Source organism: Nocardioides sp. S5-5 (assembly GCF_054954065.1).
This window is the reverse complement of the sequence record NZ_CP199913.1, coordinates 631,061-648,713: the sequence shown is the minus strand read 5'-3', so window position 1 is coordinate 648,713 and position 17,653 is coordinate 631,061. Positions and strand designations below refer to the sequence as shown.

Here is a 17,653-nt window from a genome sequence, read left to right as displayed (position 1 = left end):
CCCCTCAGGGAACGATGCGCTCGGCCGCGTACGAGTGCTGGCTGGTGGTCGAGAAGTAGTTGATCCCGATGAAGTTGAACCAGAGCGTGGCGACGCCGACCAGCGCGAGCAGGGCGGCCTTGCGGCCCTTCCAGCCGGCCGTGGCGCGGGCGTGGAGGTACCCGGCGTAGACGACCCAGGTGATGAACGCCCAGACCTCCTTGGGGTCCCAGTTCCAGTAGCGCGACCAGGCCTCGTGCGCCCAGATCGGGCCGGTGATGAGGACGGCGAAGGTCCACACCGGGAAGGCGAAGGCGTGGACCCGGTAGGCGAGGCGGTCGAGGGCGTCGAGCTGCGGGACCCGCTCCAGCCAGCGGCTCAGCGGGCGCTGCGCGGCGGCGGCGCGGCGCTCGGCCCGGATCCGGACGAGGTACATGATCGAGGCGATGCCGCCCAGGGTGAAGGCGCCGGTCGCGGTGATCGCGGACATCACGTGGATGACCAGCCACGGCGAGTTGAGCGCCTCGGTGAGTGGCGCCACCGCGTCGTAGAGCCAGATCACGGCGACCATCAAGGTCGCGACCACGAAGCCGACGACCAGCGGGCCCATCCAGCCGAGGCCGAACCTCTTGTAGAGCACGACGTAGAGCAGCGCCACGACGAAGGTGCCGGACAGGGTGAACTCGTACATGTTGCCCCACGGCACCCGGTTCGGGTCCGCGGCCATGCCGCGCCCGACCAGCGCCACGAGGTGGGCGGCGCAGGCGAGCGCGGTGAGCAGGATGCCGAGGCGGCCGAGGAACGCCGTCCGCTCGGCCCGCGGCCCGGGCTCCGGCGCCGCCGCGGCCGCACCCGCGCCGACCAGCTCCCGGTCGGCGGCCAGCTCCCGGTCGGCGGCCGGCTGACGCAGCGAGGCCCACTCGGCCAGGTAGACGACCAGGGCCAGGAAGTAGACGATGCCGGCCGTCGCGACGGCCTGGTTGCTCAACGTCTCCCACGCGGTGTTGCTCATGACTGCCTCACGTTCTCGGGTTTGTCCTGCAGCTGGTCGAGGGTGGCGGCGAGGATCTCGTCCATCTCACCATTGCCGGAGCGGTCCAGGACAGCCACCTCGACCCGGGTGCCGGTGCCGTCCCCGTCGGTACCGGCCGGGACCGCCCGCACCCACACCCGGCGCGGCCGGATGAAGAGCGAGCAGCACAGCCCGATCAGGGCGAGGATCACGCCGAGCAGCGCGATCCCCTTGCCCGGCGTCTGGCTGATCTGGACCCGGATCCACGGGTCGACCCGGTCGAAGGTCACCGAGCCGAGCCCGTCGGGCAGGTCCACGGTGTCACCGGGCTGGAGATCCACGCGCAGCGGCTTGCCGTCGGCGTCCTCGATCGGGGTGGCCTTGGCCTTGTCGAGGACGTAGACCGACTGCGAGCGACCGTCGTCGAGCCCGAGGTCGCCGGTGTAGGCGAGCATCGACAGGGTCGGGTTGAGGTCGTCGCCGAAGACGGTGACCGGGTTGCCGTCCTGCATCTCGAAGGACGGGAAGAACAGCCCGTCGAGCCCGATCTGGCCCGGCTTCGCGGTCGGCGCCTTCACGACGCCGTACGACAAGAAGCTGGCGTCGCGCGGCAAGAACACCGTCGGCCCGGTGTAGACGACCTCGCCGGTGCCGTCGCGCACGGTGATGACCGGCGCATAGCCGTGGCCGATCAAGAAGACGTCGGTGCCGTCGATCTCGAGCGGGTGGTTGACCTTGAGCTCGTACTTCTGCGTCTCGCCGTCGCCGACCCGGTAGCTCAGCGAGGCCTGGAACTTGCGGGCCTGGCCGAAGCGCGGGCCCTCCTTGAGCCAGTCGACGGAGAACTTGTCGACGGAGAACCGGAAGTTCCTCATCTGGCTCTGCCGGAACAGCCCGCCGGGCTTGAAGTCGTCGTACTGCGTGAGGTTGTTGCTGAAGGTCGTGCCCTGCACCAGGATCACGCCGCCCTGGTAGCCCCACAGGCTGCCCATGGCGACGCCGGCGAGCACGATCAGCACCGACAGGTGGAAGACCAGGTTGCCGGCCTCGCGGACGTAGCCGCGCTCGGCGGACACGAAGTCGTCGCCGTCCCCGGCCGCCCTCAGGCGATGGCGACGTCCGAGCACCCGCCGCGCCTTGGCGAGGACCTCGGCCGGCGCCTGGTCCGTGTCGTACGACGCCTGCACCGGCATCCGGGTCAGGTGCCGGGGCGCCACCGGCGGCTGAGCGCGCAGCGCGCGGTAGTAGACGAGCAGCCGCGGGATGATGCAGCCGACCAGCGACAGCACGAGCAGCAGGTAGACCGCCGAGAACCACGGGGAGCTGTAGACCGAGAACAGGTCGAGCCTCTCGTAGAGAGGCGTCAGCTTGGGGTGCTCCTCCTTCCAGCGGGTGACGGCGAGCGAGTCGACGTCGGCCTGCGGGATCACCGAGCCGGGGATGGCGGCCAGCGCGAGCAGCAGCAGCAGCAGCAGCGCGGTGCGCATCGAGGTGATCTGCCGCCACGTCCAGCGACCGAGCTCGCGCGCGGTCAGCTCGCCGGGCCGGCGCCCATGGGCACGACGCTCGTCGGTGTCGCTCATACGATGGTCTGTCCGAAGTCGACGGTGCGCAGCTGGGCCCACTGCACGATGTGGTCCCACCAGCCGGTGACCATCAGCAGGCCGATGGCGACCAGGAACAGGCCGCCGATCCGCATCACGGTGGCCTGGTGGCGGCGGACCCACCTCAGCGCGCCGACGGTGCGGTTGTAGGCCAGCGCCACGACCACGAACGGGATGCCGAGGCCGAGGGCGTAGCAGAGCGCGAGCAGGGCGCCGCGGGCGGCGGTGCCGCCGTCGGCGTAGGTCAGGTTGAGGATCACGCCGAAGGTCGGCCCCACGCAGGGCGTCCACCCGATCGCGAACAGGGCCCCGATGAGCGGCGCGGCGCCGAGCCCGACGCCCGGCAGCCTGTGGATGCGCACGTCGCGCTGCAGCCACGGCACGAAGCCCGCGAACACCAGGCCCAGCACGATCAGCACCACGCCGAGCACCAGGGTGATCACGTCCTGCCACCGCTGCAGGCGCGAGGCGAGCCCGCCGAAGGCGGTCCCGGCGAAGACGAAGACGACCGCGAAGCCGAGCACGAACAGCACCGAGCCGAGCAGCATCCGGCCCCGGCGCCGGCTCGCCTCACCCGCGGCCAGGTCGGCCCCGGAGAGGCCGGTGGCGTAGGACAGGTAGCCCGGCAGCAGCGGCAGCACGCACGGGGAGAAGAAGGAGACCAGCCCGGCGACCATCGCGACCGGGATGGCGATGCCGAGCCCGCCGGCGAGCGCCTGCTCGCGGAACCAGTCAGCCATCGGACTCCGCCAGGGCGTCCTCGACCACGCTGGTCAGCGTGGTCTTCGACGGGATCGGCCCGTTGATCAGCGCCGCGACCCGGCCCTCCCGGTCGAGGACCAGCGTGGCCGGCGGCGCGTACGGCGCGTACTTGCCCATGTCGAGCAGGGTCTCGCTGCCGGGATCGTAGAGCGAGGGGTAGTCGACGCCGCGGTCGCGCTCGAACGCCGCCGCCGTCTCCGGCGCGAGGTCGCGGATGTTGATGCCGACGAAGGCGACCTGGTCGGGCTGGTCCTTGGCGAGCTCGTCCTCGGCCTCCACCAGCATCGGCATCTCGCTGCGACACGGTCCGCAGCCGGACCACCACACGTTGAGCACGACGACCTTGCCGCGCAGGTCGGTGACGTCGAGCGCCTCGCCCTGGACCGTCGTACCGCTGATGTCGAGGGGCTGCTCGCGGTCGGCGTCCTTGACGAGGACGACCTGCTGGTCGCCGTCGATGTACTCGAGGTCGCCGGTGCCCCCGATCCGGGAGCATCCGGACGCGAGGAGGACGACGCCGAGCAGGCCGGCGACAGCACGGCGGCGAAGCGGGCGATCCAGGCTCATGCGGGGGGCGTCCCCTCCGGCCGGTTCTCCTCCGGCGCGTCGCCGGCGGAGAACGGCGCGGCGATGTCCCCGGTCGGGATCAGGTCGATGGCGGGCTCGGCGTACGAGATCTCGACCAGCTCCTCGCCGGCGAAGCCGAACGACGTGATCGAGCACAGCGTGCATTGCCGCTTGCGCGGGTCGTGGAGGAAGGAGCGCCTCTCGGCGGCCAGGCGCGTGGTCCAGATCGGGAGCTGGTGGGACACCAGGACCGCCTCGTGGCCGGCGGCATCGCGGCGGGCGTCGTGGACGGCCGCCATCATCCGCTCGACGATCTGCTTGTAGGGCTCGCCCCAGGACGGCTTGAGCGGGTTGTAGAGATGGCGCCACAGCAGCGGGTTGCGCAGCGCGTTGTTGCCCTTGCCGAAGGTGAGGCCCTCGAACCGGTTGGCCGACTCGATCACCCGGGCCTCGCGGCCGACCTCGAGGCCGAGCGCGGCGGCCAGCGGCGCGGCCGTCTCCTGGGCCCGCTCGAGCGGGGAGGAGCGGATCACGGTGATGTCGTTGCCCTGGAGCGCCTCGGCGACCCGGTCGGCCATGGCCCGGCCGCGGGTGGAGAGGTGGAAGCCGTCGCGGCGCCCGTACAGCACGCCCCCCGGGTTGTGGACCTCGCCGTGGCGGACCAGGTGGACGACCGTGTCCGGGGTGCTCACCGGATCGCCTCCGCCGCCGCGCGCGCCGCCGCGGGCAGCGCGGCGAGGACCTGCTGGACGGCCCGGTCGTCGTGGGACGAGGAGACGAACCACGCCTCGAACGCCGACGGCGGCAGGTGGACGCCCTGGTCGAGCATCGAGTGGAAGAGCGCGGCGTACGCCGGCACGCTGGTGGCCTGCGCCTGCGCGAAGTCCGCCACGGGGCCCTCGGTGAGGAAGACCGAGAACATGGAGCCGGTCGACTGGATGACGTGGGGCAGCCCGGCAGCGGTGAACGCCTCGGCGACCCCCGCGCGCAGCGCGTCGGCGACGACGTCGAGACGGGCGTAGACCTCGTCGGTGGCCGCGGTGAGGGTGGCGAGGCCGGCGGCGGTCGCGACGGGGTTCCCGGCGAGCGTGCCGGCCTGGTAGACGGGGCCTTCGGGCGCGAGGTGGGACATCACGTCGGCGCGGCCGCCGAACGCCGCCGCCGGGAAGCCGCCGCCCATCACCTTGCCGAAGGTCATCAGGTCGGGGGCCCAGCCCTCGACGGCACCGTCGGTGCCCCACTGGCCTGCCTTCGAGACCCGGAAGCCGGTCATCACCTCGTCGCTGACGAACAGCGCGCCGTGGGCCCGGCAGGTCTCCGCGAGGAACCGGTTGAACCCGGGCGCCGGCGGGACGACGCCCATGTTGCCGGGCGCCGCCTCGGTGATCAGGCACGCGATCCGGTCACCGTGCTCGGCGAACGCCGCGGTGACCGCCTCGCGGTCGTTGTAGGGCAGCACCAAGGTCAGCTCGGTGGAGCTGGCCGGCACGCCCGGCGTCCCCGGGATCGAGAAGGTGGTCAGGCCCGAGCCCGCCGCGGCGAGCAGCGCGTCGACGTGGCCGTGGTAGCAGCCGGCGAACTTCACGACCACGTCGCGGCCGGTGAACCCGCGCGCGAGCCGGATCGCCGACATCGTCGCCTCGGTGCCGGAGGTGACCAGGCGCAGCCGCTCCACGGGCGTGCGCGCGACGATCGCCTCGACCAGGGCGACCTCCCCCTCCGTCGGGGTGCCGTACGACGTCCCGCGACTCACCGCCGCCTGCACGGCGTCGTGGACGGCGGGGTGCGCGTGGCCCAGGAGCATGGGCCCCCACGAGCAGATCAGGTCGACGTACTCGTTGCCGTCGACGTCGCTCAGCCACGGCCCGGAGGCGGAGCGGATGAACCGCGGAGTCCCGCCGACGGCGTTGAACGCACGGACCGGCGAGTTGACGCCGCCGGGGGTCACCTCACGGGCTCGGGCGAAGAGGGCCTCGGAGCGCGAGGTCAGGGGTGCGGACACCGCGCCATTGTCTCCGATGGGCCCCAATCGCCCTCATCGCGGTGCCTGCCTCGTGCATCACGCCCATAGCATGTTCACAGAGTTGTACGCGGGATCATGTGACACCCGTAACGCGCGTGTGTCACGATTCGTTGACTCGGTGCACAGGTGGGCACTGAGGGAGAGCCCGCGCGAACGGGCCAGATCATGGCCAGGGGAGAGAGTCACACATGTCGAGGAAGCGTCTGGGGCGACTGCAGCGCGTCGCCACGATCATTCCGCTCGCCTTGCTGTCCGCCGCGTGGACCGCATCGGTCGCCGGCATCGGCGGCATCGGGTCGCCCGTCCAGGCCGCCGAGACGCCCGGTCAGGTGACCGACGGCACCAGCGTCCCCGAGGAGTCCATCGAGGACCCCGCCAGCCTCTCCGACCCGGCCTCGGTCGAGGGCCTCGAGGACGGCAACGAGGCGGGCATCGTCTCCGCCGCCTCGACCAACGCCATCCCCGCCGCCGCCCTGGCCGCCTACCAGCGGGCCGAGACGGTCATCAACTCCGCCGACGAGTCCTGCAACATCACCTGGCAGCTCATCGCCGCCATCGGCCGCGTGGAGTCCAACCACGGCCGCCACGGCGGCAACGTCCTCGACAACGACGGCGTGGCCACCCCCGGCATCTACGGCCCCGCCCTCGACGGGCAGAACAACACCCAGGCCATCTCCGACACCGACGCGGGCGTCTACGACAACGACACCCAGTGGGACCGCGCGGTCGGCCCGATGCAGTTCATCCCGTCGACCTGGCAGGTCGTCGGCGTGGACGCCGACGACGACGCCGCCCGCAACCCGCAGGACATCGACGACGCGGCCCTGGCCGCCGCCGTCTACCTCTGCTCCGGCGACGGCGACCTCTCCACGGTCGTCGGCCAGCGTGCCGCGGTCTACCGCTACAACCACAGCCAGGCCTACGTCGACCTGGTGCTCAAGATCATGAACGCCTACCTCGAGGGCGACTTCACCTCGGTGCCGAACAACTCGACCGCCGCGGGCTATGTCGTCCCCGAGCCGCCGAGCTTCGACGTCAGCGGACCCGGCAAGTTCAAGAGCGGCAAGAGCTCCAAGAGCACCACCACCGGCGCCCCGTCCGCCGACCCGACCGTCCAGGCCCCGCCCGCGGACGCCGGCAGCGGTGGCTCCGGCAACAGTGGCAACGGCGGCACGGGTGGCGGCAAGGGCGGTACCGGCGGCAACGGCGGCGCCCCGTCCCCGTCCATCCCGAAGACCAACACCCCGCTCGACCCGGTCGTCGAGGGCGTCGACGACGGCGTGGGCGCGGTCACCTCGAACCTGATCAGCGGCGTGCTCGGCCTGCTCACCAAGCAGGACGCGGCGGCGGCCTGCCAGAAGGAGTACCCGAAGCTCACCCAGACGGTGCAGCTGCTGAACTGCCTGCTGAGCTACGGCCTCAAGCCGTAGCCCACCTCACGACCCACGAGAGCCCCGGCGCTGCCCCCCAGACCGGGGCTCTCGTCCTTTTTTCCTCACTCCACACCGGCAGCCACTAACGTGTGCCGCGGCCCCGCACCCCGGGGCCAGGAGGAGGGACCGTGACAGTCACCAGCCAGGACACCGAGCTGGCCGGCGTCCGGGTCGTGCCGCTCACCGGGCACGCCGACGAGCGGGGCCAGTTCGTCGAGGTCTTCCGCGACGAGTGGCCCCTCGACGTGCGCCCGGTGCAGTGGAACGCGGTGCGCTCCCACGCCGGGGTGCTGCGGGGCGTCCACGTCCACGTGACCCACCACGACTACCTCACCGTGCTCGCCGGCACCCTCGTCCTCGGCCTGTACGACCTGCGCCCCGACAGCCCGTCCGCCGGCCGCTCGGCGATGCTCACCATCGAGGCCGACGCTCCGCTCGCCGTCGCGATCCCGCCCGGTGTGTGCCACGGGTTCTGGTTCCCGGTGCCGAGCGTGCATCTGTACGGCGTCGACCGGTACTGGAACGTCACCGACGAGCTCGGCTGCCGCTACGACGACCCGGCGCTCGGCCTGGACTGGCCGCTCGACACCGAGCCGCTGCTGTCCGAGCGCGACCGGGTCGCCCCGGACTTCGCGACCATGCGGGCGTCGTACCTCGAGGCGAGCTCGCGGTGAGCGCGCCCGTCGTCGGCCTGGTCGGCTTCGGCCGCTGGGGCCGGCTGATCTTCCGCGACCTGCGCGCGCTCGGCGCCGAGGTCCACGTCGCGGTGCCGTCGGAGGCCTCGCGGGCTGCCGCGCTCGCGGCCGGCGCCGCCTCGGTGGTCGCGGCTGCCGGGGACCTGCCGGAGGCCGACGGCTACGTGGTCGCGCCGGTCACCGTGCGCCACGCCGCGTGCGTGCGCGCGCTGCTCCCCCGCGGGCGGCCGATCTTCGTCGAGAAGCCGCTGACCGCCGACCCGGAGACGGCCGCCGAGCTGGTCGCGGCCGCCGGCGAGCGGATCTTCGTGATGGACAAGTGGCGCTATCACCCCGGGATCGTGGAGCTCGCCCGGCTGGCCCGCAGTGGCGCCCTCGGCCCGATCCGGAGCATCACCAGCCACCGGCTCGGCTGGGGCAACCCGCACCGCGACGTCGACGCCGTGTGGATCCTGCTCCCCCACGACCTGTCGATCGCGGTCGAGATCCTCGGCCGGGTGCCCCAGCCGCGGTTCGCGGCCGCCGCGGACGCCTCCGGCAGCGGGCTGCTCGCGGTGCTGCGCGACGAGGACGGCCCGCTGGTCACCTGCGAGGTGTCCGCGGACCACCCGGTGAACCGTCGTACCGTCGTCGTGGTCGGCGAGCACGGCTCCGGGCAGCTCGCGGACTCGTGGGACGACCGGATCGTGCTCGCCGGCACGGTCGACGGGGTCGCGATCACGCCGGAGACCCGCGAGCGCGCGGTCGGCGCCGAGCTGCCGCTGGAGGCCGAGCTGCGGGCGTTCCTGGAGCACCTCGCCGGCGGCCCGCCGCCCCGCTCGAGCGCGAGCGACGCCCTGGCCGTCGTCCGCGCCATCTCCGCGCTGCGCACCATGGCCGGCCTCCCGGGAGCGACCGGTTGAGCGAGCCGACCGGGTTCACCGTCCTGTTGCCGGTGCATCGCCCGCCGGCGCTGCTGCCGCTGGCGATCGAGTCGGTGCTGGCACAGACCGTCACCGACCTCGAGCTGGTCGTGATCTGCGACGGCGCGCCGCCCGAGACGGCCGCCTGCGCCCGGGGGTACGCCGAGCGCGACCCGCGGGTCCGCGTGCTCGACCTGCCCAAGGGCGAGCGGCACGGGGAGGCGCACCGGCACCGGGTGCTGGCCGAGGCCACCCGCCCGCTGGTCGCCCAGATCGCCGACGACGACCTGTGGTTCCCCACACACCTCGCCGAGCTCGGTCGACTGCTCGCCGACGCCGACTTCGGCAACCTGCTCCAGGCCCGGCTGACCCCCGAGGGCGAGGTCTCCCTCCACGTCGGTGACCTGGCCGACCCGGCGATCCGGGAGCGGCTTCGCACCGAGCGGTTCAACTTCTTCGGGCCGAGCGTGGCGGGCTACCGGCTCGCGGCGTACCACCGTCTGGTCCACGGTTGGGAGCCCGCACCCACCGACGTGTGGAGCGACCTGCACATGTGGCGCGCCTTCCTCGACACCCCGGGCCTGCGGCTGGCGACCCGGTTCGCGGTCGAGGGGGTCAGCCTGCCCGCCGCCGAGCGCGCCGACGCCGACCTCGCGCAGCGCGCGGCCGAGAACCGCCGGATCGCCGCCGACCTGATCGGCTCGGAGCCGGCTCGGCGCGACTTCCGGGCGCGCGCGTTCGCCGACCTGGGGGCGAGCCTCGCCATGACGACCGCCCACTCCGGGCAGATCCGCGCGGCGCACGACGAGGCGGTCGCCGAGGTCGCGAACCTGTGGACCCACCTCGAGGGGACCCGCGAGGCGCTCGATCTCCAGACCGCCCGGGCCGAGCGGAAGCGGAGGGCCAACCGGCGCCTGCGCGCCCGCAACCAGGCCCTCACCGAGGAGCTGGCCGCCCTCAGGAGCGGCGGAGCAGCCCGGCGGCCTCGGTGGCCCAGTAGGTGAGGATGATGTCGGCGCCGGCACGCCGGATCGAGGTCAGCGTCTCGATGATCGCGGGCTCGCGGTCGATCCAGCCGTGGGCGGCGGCCGCCTCGAGCATGGCGTACTCCCCCGAGATGTTGTACGCCGCCGTCGGGATGCCGAGCTCGCCCGCCGCGTCGGCCACCCGGCGCAGCACGTCGAGGTAGGCCAGGGCCGGCTTCACCATGACGACGTCGGCGCCCTCCTCGATGTCGAGCAGGGCCTCGCGGACACCCTCGTTGGCGTTGCGGCGGCCGTCTTGCTGGTAGGTCCGGCGGTCGCCCTCCAGCGAGCTGTCGACCGCCTCGCGGAACGGGCCGAAGAAGGCCGAGGCGTACTTCGCCGAGTAGGCGAGGATCCCGGTGTCGGTGAAGCCGGCCCGGTCGAGGGCGGCGCGGATGACCGCGACCTGGCCGTCCATCATGCCGCTGGGGCCGACCATGCCGGCGCCGGCCCGGGCCTGCACGACCGCCATGTCGGCGTACCGCTCCAAGGTGGCGTCGTTGTCGACCCGCCCGGCCGCGTCGAGGACGCCGCAGTGGCCGTGATCGGTGAACTCGTCGAGACACAGGTCGCCCATCACGACCAGCGCATCGCCCACCTCGGCGACCACGTCGGCGATCGCGACGTTGAGGATCCCGCCGGGGTCGGTCGCGCCGGTGCCGGCGGCGTCCTTGGTCTCCGGCACGCCGAACAGCATGATCCCGCGCAGCCCCGCCTCCGCCGCCTCGAGCGCCGCCTTGCGCAGCGAGTCGCGGGTGTGCTGGACGACGCCCGGCATCGAGCTGATCGGCGTCGGCTCGCTCGCGCCCTCGCGGACGAACACCGGCAGCACCAGCTGCTCGGGCCGCACCGCGACCTCGGCGACCAGGTCGCGCATCGCCGCCGAGGTCCGCAGGCGACGGGGACGGACGATCGGGCGCAGGATCTCGTTCACGCCTCCGAGTCTAGGAGTGCCAGCGCGCGAGCCACTGGGTGGCGCCCCCGCCCTGCATGGGGTCCGTGCGCTGGCCGACAGGCGTGTCCCACAGCAGATAGCCCTCCGGCGTCGGGCCGCCCAGGGAGTACGACGACACCGCGTCGCTGACGCGCACGAACCGGCCGCTGTCGAGCTCGTAGACGTAGGTCCCGGCCTCGTCGCGCTCGTAGGAAGCCACCTGGACCAGGCCGCCGTGGACGCCGCCGCCGATGCCGTCGCCCTGGATCGTGGTGATCGTCCGGCCGTCCAGGTCGAGCACCTGGATCCGGTCGTCGCGGCCGTCGTCGTAGGTGCCGCAGTACTGGCTGAGCACGATCCGGTCCTCGCTCGCGCCGAAGCCCAGCAGGTTGCACCGCTCACCCGACCTCGGGTCGAAGTCGTGCTCCGCGCCGGTCGCGAGGTCGCGGACGTGGATGCGCTCGTTGATGCCGTTGGTCGCCGCCGTCCAGACCATCGCGTCGTCGGTGAACGCGACGTCGCCGACGCGCAGGTGCTCGTCGCGCACGTCGGCCGGGTCGGTCAGCGACACCGACCACAGGTCATAGGTCTCCCCCGTCGCGCCGGCGTCGTCCGCCTCGCCGTCGGGCCCGGTCGGCCAGCCGCCCGGGGGCGGCGACCCGGCGGTGGCGGGCACGCCGACGTACAGGCGTCCCTGGGCACCGAGCTCGGCCTGGAACAGGTCGGCCGTCGCCGGGAGCCCGGGCCACTCGACGCTCGACCAGGTGCGGGCGGCACGGTCGAACACGAACGCCCGGACGCCCTCGCCGGACTGCTTCTCGAAGGACAGCAGCACCAGCCGGTCGGCGCTCAGCTCTGCCGGCCAGGCCTGGATCTCCTCGCCGAGGGACGGCAGCCAGTCCTTCGCGCCGGTGGCGGGGTCGAGCAGGGCGTACCGCACCTCGTTCCCGGGCCCGTGCGGACCGTCGCGGAACAGGATCAGCCCGTCGTCGGTGACGCCGTCGTAGTACTGACCGTTGGCCGCGTCCAGGTCCTGGTTCGTGTACCGGGACACGACGGTGAAGTCGCCGCCCTCCGTGGCCGGCCGGGCGTCGGCGAGCCGGACGACCGGCCCGTCCGGACGCGGTACGACGCTCGTGGCCGGCGTGTCCCGACCGTCGGCGCCACCGCCGACCAGGGTGCCCACGGCCACCGCGCCGACCGCCACGGCGGCCACGCCTCCGGCGAGCCGTGCCCGGCGTCGTCGTACCCGCTGACGGCCGCCGGCGAGCACGGCCGCCAGGTCGATGTCGTCGGCCGGCGGGGTCGCCGCCGCCTCCTGCAACAGGGCGCGCATCTCGTTCACCATGTCCGCATTCCTCCCAGGGTCAGCTCGCCCAACGACGAGTCCTCGAACACGGAGCGGAGCCGATCCAAGGCACGCGCGGTCTGGCTCTTGACGGTGCCCTCGCTGCAGCCCAGCGCCTTCGCCGTGTCGGCGACGCTGAGGTCGTCGAAGTAGCGCAGCACCACGCACGCCCGCTGCCGCGGCGGCAGCCCGGCCATCACGCCCAGCAGGGTCTCCCGCGCGCTCACCAGCTCGGCGACGTCGATCCCGTCCGGGCGCTGGTGGTCGGGCTCGACGACCAGCTCGGTGCTCGCCCGCCGCCGCGCGTGGTCGAGCACCACGCTGACCAGCGCCCTGCGGGCGTAGGCGTACTCGCGCCCGGCCCGGGTCAGCCGGGGCCATGCGACGTACACCCGGATCAGCGCGTCCTGGACGTGGTCGGCCGCCCGGTCCCAGTCACCGCACAGCAGGTACGCCGTCCGGCGCAGCCGGTCGCGTGCCCCCTGGGCGAAGGCGACGAACTCGTCCTCGTCCCGCTCACGCATCGGTCATCCGCTCCATGCCGCACCCAACGTGGTGACCACCTCCCCAGGTTGCACCGACCCGGCACAAAACTGCTCCGGAATGCCGCCGACCCGGCGCAAAAGTGTCACTTTTGCGCCGGGTCGGCGGGGTTGGGGAGCAGGTTTGCGCCGGGTCAGGCCTTGCGACGACGAGCCGACGGCTTACGGTCACTCGGCTTGGTGACCGGCTCGCCGGCCTCCAGCATCGCGGCCCGGCGGCTGGCACCGAAGCCGGCGAGGGCCTCGACGAGCAGCTCGACGTCCGGCTTGGGCGCCAGTACGTCGACCCGCAGGCCGTGCTCCTCCGCCGTCTTGGCCGTGGCCGGCCCGATCACCGCGATGATCGTCGAGGGGTGCGGCTTGCCGGCGATGCCGACCAGGTTGCGCACCGTCGAGGACGACGTGAACACGACCGCGTCGAACTTGCCGGTCTTGATCGCGTCGCGGGTCGGCGCCGGCGGCGGGGCGGCCCGGACGGTGCGGTACGCCGTGACGTCGTCGCACTCCCAGCCGAGGTCGATCAGGCCGGCGATCAGGTTCTCGGTCGCGATGTCGGCACGCGGCAGGAACACCCGGTTGATCGGGTCCAGCTGCTCGTCGTACTCGGGCCAGTCCTCCAGGAGGCCGGCGGCGGACTGCTCGCCGGAGGGGACCAGGTCGGCGCGCAGGCCCCAGTCGGCGATCGCCTGGGCGGTCTTCTCGCCGACGGCGGCGATCTTGAGGCCGGAGAAGGCGCGGGCGTCGAGGCCGTACTCCTCGAACTTCTCGCGCACCGCCTTGACGGCGTTCACCGAGGTGAAGGCGATCCACTCGTAGCGGCCCTCGACCAGCCCGCGGACGGCCTTGTCCATCTGCTGCGGGTTGCGCGGCGGCTCGACGGAGATCGTGGGGACCTCCTCCGGGACGCCGCCGAACTCGCGGATCCGGTTGGACAGCGACGCGGACTGCTCCTTGGTGCGCGGCACCAGCACCCGCCAGCCGAACAGCGGCTTGGTCTCGAACCAGGACAGCTTCTCGCGCAGGTCGACGACGGCGCCGATGACCGTGATCGCCGGCGGGGCGATCCGGGCGGCGCGTACGTCGGCGGCGATGTGCTCGAGCGTGGAGGTGATCGTCTCCTGCTCGGTGGTGGTGCCGACCCGGGTCATCGCGACAGGGGTCTGCGGCGAGCGGCCGATCGCGATCAGCTGCTTGGCGATGTCACCGATCTGGCCGACGGCGGAGAGCAGCACCAGGGTCGGGGTGTCGGCGTACCGGGTCCAGTCGACCTTGTCGCCGCAGGTCACCACGGCCACCTCGCGGTGGTCCTTGGTGGTGAGCGGGATGCCGGCGTACGCCGGGACCGCACCGACCGAGGAGACGCCCGGGACGACCTCGAACGCGAGCCCGGCCTTGGCGACCGCCTGGGCCTCCTCGGGACCGGACGCGTAGAGGAAGGGGTCGCCGCCGAGGAGGCGGACCACGCGCACGCCGCGCTTGGCCTGCTTCACGACCACCTTCGCGCGGGCGGCGTGGGTCAGCGGCTGGCCGTCCTCGCCGAAGCCGCCGTCGATGATCTCCGGCTCGGGAGCCGGCTCGTCGCCGACCTGCTCGGCCCGGGCCCGGACCACCGCGACCAGGTCGGCATGACCCGGCTCCTCGGTGATCACGACGTCCGCGTCCTCGATCAGCCTGACGGCCCGCACGGTGAGCAGGTCGGGGTCGCCGGGGCCGGTTCCGACGAAGGCCGTGAAGCCGGGGCCTCCGGAGTGGACCTGGGCGGCGGCGGGAGTCGAAGCAGCCTTCTTGGCTGTCGTGGCTCGCGTCATGGGTTGGGCACCTCTGCAGATCGTGCGGACGGGTGGGAGTTCGGGTCGTGGGAGCTGTTCAGCTGGGTCATCAGCTCGTCGGCGCCGTCGGTCAGCATCTCGGCGCCGAGGTCGCCGCCGAGCTTCGCGGCCGCGGCGGGCCAGGAGGCGGGATCGGCGCCGAGCTCGGCCGACGCGGAGCGGCGTACGGCGAGCGCGCCGTCCTCGCTCAGCACGACGGCCCGCAGCCACAGCTCGGGACCGTCGTCGCCCTCGGCGACCTCGGCGAGGGCGCCGATCGGCGCGGCGCAGCCGCCCTCGAGCGTGGCCATCAGGGTGCGCTCGGCGGTGACGGCCGCGTGGCTGGCGGGGTCGTCGAGCCGGGCGAGCAGCGCGCGGGTCTCGGCGTCGCCGGCCCGGCACTCGACGGCCAGCGCGCCCTGGCCGGGAGCCGGCAGCACCTGGAGCGGGTCGAGCACCTCGGTGACCTCGTCGAGCCGGCCGAGCCGGGCCAGGCCGGCGCGGGCGAGCACGACGGCGTCGTAGCTGCCCTCGGCGATGCGGCCGATCCGGGTGTCGACGTTGCCGCGCACCCCGACCAGCTCGACGCCGAGGCCGAGCGCCTCGATCTGCGCGACCCGGCGCGGGGAGCCGGTGGCGACCCGGCTGCCCTGCGGCAGCTCGCCGAGGGTGAGGCCGTCGCGGGCGACGACGACGTCGCGCGGGTCCTCGCGAGGCGGCACGGCGGCCAGCGCGATGCCCTCGGTGCCGTAGGTCGGCAGGTCCTTGAGCGAGTGGACGGCGACGTCGACCTCGCCGGCGAGCAGGGCGTCGCGCAGCGCGCTGACGAAGACCCCGGTCGAGGGAGCACCGGCCAGCGGGACCCCGCTGGCCTGGCTACGGTCGCCGTCGGTGGTGATCTCGACCAGCTCGGTCGGGGTCCCGAGCGCGGCGAGGGCGTCGGCGACGTGACCGGACTGGGTGGTGGCGAGGGTGCTGCGGCGGGTGCCGATGCGCAGGGTCATGACCGGCCCTCCTCGCTGACGACGGGACGGGTGACGGCGTCGACCGCGTCGGGGTCGAGCGCGAACAGCTCGGCGAGCGCGGCGGCGTACGAGACGGCACCCTGCTCGTTGGCGAGCTCCTTGACCCGGACGGTCGGCTCGTGGAGCAGCTTGTCGGCGACCCGGCGCACGGTGTGGCGGATCTCCTCGCGGGTCGCCTCGTCGAGGTCGGGCAGCCGGCCCTCGAGGCGGGTCATCTCGGCGTCGACGACATTGGTCGCCATCGAGCGGAGCGCGACGACGGTCGGCGTCACGCTGGCCTGGCGGCGAGCGGCGAGGAAGGCGGTGACCTCCTCGCCGAGGATCCGGCGCACCTCCTGGACCTCGCGGCCGGTGGCGCCGCCGTGGAGCAGGTCGGCGAGCTCGGCGAGCCCGACGCGTCGTACGCCGGGCAGGTCGGCGACGTCGGGCGCGATGTCGTGGGGCAGCGCCAGGTCGATCAGCGCCAGCGGCCGCTCGCTGCCGGGACGCACCCCGGTCAGCAGCACGCGGTCGATGATGGTGCCGGACGAGCCGGTGCAGCTGATCACGATGTCGGCGCGGGCCAGCTCGTCGCCGAGGTCGGCCAGCCGGACCGCCTCGCCGGAGTACTGCACGGCCAGCCGGACCGCCCGGTCCACGGACCGGTTGACGACCGAGAGGTGCCCGGCGCCGAGACGGCTGGCCGTCGCGGTCGCGAGACCGGCCATCGCGCCGGCGCCGACCACGACGACGTACTTGCCCTCGACGGCGCCGACCACCTTGGCCGTCTCGTCGAGCGCCGCGCTGACCAGGGTCGGCGCGACCTGGTCGATCTCCGTCTCCGCGCGGGTGCGCTTGCCGACGCGCAGCGCCTGCTGGAACAGGTTGTTGAGGGCGGACCCGACGGTGCCGAGCTCCTGGCCGCGGCGCAGCGCCTCGCGGGTCTGGCCGAGGATCTGGCCCTCGCCGACCGCCATCGAGTCGAGTCCGGCCGCCACCTGGAACAGGTGGGAGATCGCGCCGTCGTCGTAGTGGACGTAGAGGTGCGGCAGCATCGTCTCGGTCGTCTCGCCGGCCCGGTCGACCAGGAGGCGGGAGATCTGCTCGATGCTGCCGTGGAAGCGCTCGACCTCGGTGTAGATCTCGAGCCGGTTGCAGGTCGCGATCACGGTCGCCTCGCTGACGTGCTCGCACGACGCGGCGTCGGCGATCAGCTTGTGGACGCCGTCGCGGTCGAGCGCGACCCGCTCCAGCAGGGAGACCGGCGCGGAGTTGTGGGAGATCCCCACCACCAGCACACTCATGCGGCACCTCCGTCGCCGGCGGCTTCGGCGCCGTTGGCCTTGCGCTGCTCGTGGTAGGCGAGGATCTGCAGCTCGATCGACAGGTCGACCTTGCGCACGTCGACGCCCTCGGGCACCGCCACCACGGCGGGCGCGAAGTTGAGGATGCTGGTGATGCCGATCGCGACCATCCGGTCGGCGACGTCCTGCGCGGCGAAGGCCGGTGTGGCGATCACGCCGATCGCGACGTCGTGGTCGCGGACGATCTCCTCCAGCTCGTCGAACGGTCGTACGACGACGCCCGCCACCGTCTGGCCGACCAGCGCGGGGTCGGCGTCGAGCAGCGCCACGACCCGGAAGCCGCGGCTGCGGAAGCCGGAGTAGTTGGCCAGCGCGTGGCCCAGGTTGCCGATGCCGACGATGACGACCGGCCAGTCCTGGGTCACCCCGATCTCGCGGGCGATCTGGTAGCGCAGGTAGTCGACGTCGTACCCGACGCCGCGGGTGCCGTAGCTGCCGAGGTAGGAGAGGTCCTTGCGGAGCTTCGCGCTGTTGACGCCCGCGGCGGTCGCGAGGTCCTCGCTCGAGCAGGTGCGGATCCCGCTGTCGGCCAGCGCCGTCAGTGCCCGCAGGTAGACGGGCAGGCGGGCGACCGTGGCCTCCGGGATGACCCGGGCGGCATCCGTCGAACTCCGTGTGGTCACAGCTCCACTTTCCAGCCGCACGATCAGG

At 73.1% G+C, this 17,653-nt stretch carries 17 protein-coding genes; 4 read left to right on the top strand and 13 right to left on the bottom strand.

Features of this window, described 5'->3' with window-relative positions; genetic code table 11:
- Positions 1-4: 4 nt before the first annotated feature.
- The 6 genes from ccsB to hemL are packed head-to-tail and all read right to left on the bottom strand — an operon-like array spanning position 5 to position 5,914.
- Positions 5-991, bottom strand: coding sequence for a c-type cytochrome biogenesis protein CcsB (gene ccsB, locus ACUP6Y_RS03060; RefSeq protein WP_462554141.1), 987 nt, complete (start codon positions 989-991; stop codon positions 5-7).
- Positions 988-2,574 (bottom strand): cytochrome c biogenesis protein ResB, encoded by a 1,587-nt coding sequence (gene resB / locus ACUP6Y_RS03055; RefSeq protein ID WP_462554140.1) that lies wholly within the window; start codon positions 2,572-2,574, stop codon positions 988-990. Before resB ends, ccsB begins: the two co-directional genes overlap by 4 nt.
- On the bottom strand, positions 2,571-3,335 hold the full coding sequence (locus ACUP6Y_RS03050; protein WP_462554139.1) for a cytochrome c biogenesis CcdA family protein: 765 nt from the start codon (positions 3,333-3,335) through the stop codon (positions 2,571-2,573). The genes resB and ACUP6Y_RS03050 overlap by 4 nt, the downstream gene beginning before the upstream one ends.
- A complete protein-coding gene (locus tag ACUP6Y_RS03045; RefSeq protein WP_462554138.1) occupies positions 3,328-3,924 on the bottom strand; it encodes a TlpA disulfide reductase family protein in 597 nt (198 codons plus the stop codon). The genes ACUP6Y_RS03050 and ACUP6Y_RS03045 overlap by 8 nt, the downstream gene beginning before the upstream one ends.
- Complete coding sequence (locus ACUP6Y_RS03040) at positions 3,921-4,616, bottom strand: histidine phosphatase family protein (RefSeq protein WP_462554137.1); 696 nt, start codon at positions 4,614-4,616, stop codon at positions 3,921-3,923. The genes ACUP6Y_RS03045 and ACUP6Y_RS03040 overlap by 4 nt, the downstream gene beginning before the upstream one ends.
- Positions 4,613-5,914 (bottom strand): glutamate-1-semialdehyde 2,1-aminomutase, encoded by a 1,302-nt coding sequence (gene hemL, locus ACUP6Y_RS03035; RefSeq protein ID WP_462556598.1) that lies wholly within the window; start codon positions 5,912-5,914, stop codon positions 4,613-4,615. The genes ACUP6Y_RS03040 and hemL overlap by 4 nt, the downstream gene beginning before the upstream one ends.
- Positions 5,915-6,135: 221 nt before the next feature.
- On the opposite strand from hemL, the gene ACUP6Y_RS03030 reads away from it, so the two are divergent.
- The 4 genes from ACUP6Y_RS03030 (at position 6,136) to ACUP6Y_RS03015 (ending at position 9,981) form a co-directional block, all read left to right on the top strand.
- Positions 6,136-7,377: a lytic transglycosylase domain-containing protein gene (locus ACUP6Y_RS03030; protein ID WP_462554136.1), complete on the top strand. Its 1,242-nt coding sequence runs from the start codon at positions 6,136-6,138 to the stop codon at positions 7,375-7,377.
- Between the two features lie 131 nt (positions 7,378-7,508).
- Positions 7,509-8,054: a dTDP-4-dehydrorhamnose 3,5-epimerase family protein gene (locus ACUP6Y_RS03025; RefSeq protein WP_462554135.1), complete on the top strand. Its 546-nt coding sequence runs from the start codon at positions 7,509-7,511 to the stop codon at positions 8,052-8,054.
- A complete protein-coding gene (locus tag ACUP6Y_RS03020) occupies positions 8,051-8,977 on the top strand; it encodes a Gfo/Idh/MocA family protein (protein ID WP_462554134.1) in 927 nt (308 codons plus the stop codon). Before ACUP6Y_RS03025 ends, ACUP6Y_RS03020 begins: the two co-directional genes overlap by 4 nt.
- Complete coding sequence (locus ACUP6Y_RS03015; protein ID WP_462554133.1) at positions 8,974-9,981, top strand: glycosyltransferase family 2 protein; 1,008 nt, start codon at positions 8,974-8,976, stop codon at positions 9,979-9,981. The genes ACUP6Y_RS03020 and ACUP6Y_RS03015 overlap by 4 nt, the downstream gene beginning before the upstream one ends.
- Here ACUP6Y_RS03015 and hemB read toward each other — a convergent pair.
- The 7 genes from hemB to ACUP6Y_RS02980 all read right to left on the bottom strand — a co-directional run bounded on the left by hemB (position 9,935) and on the right by ACUP6Y_RS02980 (position 17,625).
- Complete coding sequence (gene hemB, locus ACUP6Y_RS03010; protein ID WP_462556596.1) at positions 9,935-10,879, bottom strand: porphobilinogen synthase; 945 nt, start codon at positions 10,877-10,879, stop codon at positions 9,935-9,937. The genes ACUP6Y_RS03015 and hemB overlap by 47 nt on opposite strands.
- A gap of 67 nt (positions 10,880-10,946) precedes the next feature.
- A complete protein-coding gene (locus ACUP6Y_RS03005; RefSeq protein WP_462554131.1) occupies positions 10,947-12,284 on the bottom strand; it encodes a hypothetical protein in 1,338 nt (445 codons plus the stop codon).
- Positions 12,278-12,808 carry a SigE family RNA polymerase sigma factor gene (locus tag ACUP6Y_RS03000; RefSeq protein ID WP_462554130.1) on the bottom strand — a complete coding sequence of 177 codons (531 nt, stop codon included), beginning with the start codon at positions 12,806-12,808 and terminating at the stop codon, positions 12,278-12,280. The genes ACUP6Y_RS03005 and ACUP6Y_RS03000 overlap by 7 nt, the downstream gene beginning before the upstream one ends.
- 152 nt (positions 12,809-12,960) lie before the next feature.
- On the bottom strand, positions 12,961-14,634 hold the full coding sequence (locus ACUP6Y_RS02995) for a bifunctional uroporphyrinogen-III C-methyltransferase/uroporphyrinogen-III synthase (RefSeq protein ID WP_462554129.1): 1,674 nt from the start codon (positions 14,632-14,634) through the stop codon (positions 12,961-12,963).
- The gene (hemC, locus tag ACUP6Y_RS02990) at positions 14,631-15,638 is read right to left on the bottom strand and encodes a hydroxymethylbilane synthase (protein ID WP_462554128.1); all 1,008 of its coding nucleotides are present in this window, start codon (positions 15,636-15,638) and stop codon (positions 14,631-14,633) included. The genes ACUP6Y_RS02995 and hemC overlap by 4 nt, the downstream gene beginning before the upstream one ends.
- Complete coding sequence (locus tag ACUP6Y_RS02985; RefSeq protein WP_462554127.1) at positions 15,635-16,942, bottom strand: glutamyl-tRNA reductase; 1,308 nt, start codon at positions 16,940-16,942, stop codon at positions 15,635-15,637. Before ACUP6Y_RS02985 ends, hemC begins: the two co-directional genes overlap by 4 nt.
- The gene (locus ACUP6Y_RS02980) at positions 16,939-17,625 is read right to left on the bottom strand and encodes a redox-sensing transcriptional repressor Rex (protein WP_462554126.1); all 687 of its coding nucleotides are present in this window, start codon (positions 17,623-17,625) and stop codon (positions 16,939-16,941) included. Before ACUP6Y_RS02980 ends, ACUP6Y_RS02985 begins: the two co-directional genes overlap by 4 nt.
- Between the last annotated feature and the right edge of the window lie 28 nt (positions 17,626-17,653).

What these genes read in the sequence shown, in the direction of transcription:
- ccsB (WP_462554141.1), bottom strand. Translation starts at nt 991, where the DNA reads ATGAGCAACACCGCGTGGGAGACGTTGAGCAACCAGGCCGTCGCGACG.
- resB (WP_462554140.1), bottom strand. Translation starts at nt 2,574, where the DNA reads ATGAGCGACACCGACGAGCGTCGTGCCCATGGGCGCCGGCCCGGCGAG.
- ACUP6Y_RS03050 (WP_462554139.1), bottom strand. Translation starts at nt 3,335, where the DNA reads ATGGCTGACTGGTTCCGCGAGCAGGCGCTCGCCGGCGGGCTCGGCATC.
- ACUP6Y_RS03045 (WP_462554138.1), bottom strand. Translation starts at nt 3,924, where the DNA reads ATGAGCCTGGATCGCCCGCTTCGCCGCCGTGCTGTCGCCGGCCTGCTC.
- ACUP6Y_RS03030 (WP_462554136.1), top strand. Translation starts at nt 6,136, where the DNA reads ATGTCGAGGAAGCGTCTGGGGCGACTGCAGCGCGTCGCCACGATCATT.
- hemB (WP_462556596.1), bottom strand. Translation starts at nt 10,879, where the DNA reads ATGCGCGACCTGGTCGCCGAGGTCGCGGTGCGGCCCGAGCAGCTGGTG.
- ACUP6Y_RS03005 (WP_462554131.1), bottom strand. Translation starts at nt 12,284, where the DNA reads ATGGTGAACGAGATGCGCGCCCTGTTGCAGGAGGCGGCGGCGACCCCG.
- ACUP6Y_RS03000 (WP_462554130.1), bottom strand. Translation starts at nt 12,808, where the DNA reads ATGCGTGAGCGGGACGAGGACGAGTTCGTCGCCTTCGCCCAGGGGGCA.
- ACUP6Y_RS02995 (WP_462554129.1), bottom strand. Translation starts at nt 14,634, where the DNA reads ATGACGCGAGCCACGACAGCCAAGAAGGCTGCTTCGACTCCCGCCGCC.
- hemC (WP_462554128.1), bottom strand. Translation starts at nt 15,638, where the DNA reads ATGACCCTGCGCATCGGCACCCGCCGCAGCACCCTCGCCACCACCCAG.
- ACUP6Y_RS02985 (WP_462554127.1), bottom strand. Translation starts at nt 16,942, where the DNA reads ATGAGTGTGCTGGTGGTGGGGATCTCCCACAACTCCGCGCCGGTCTCC.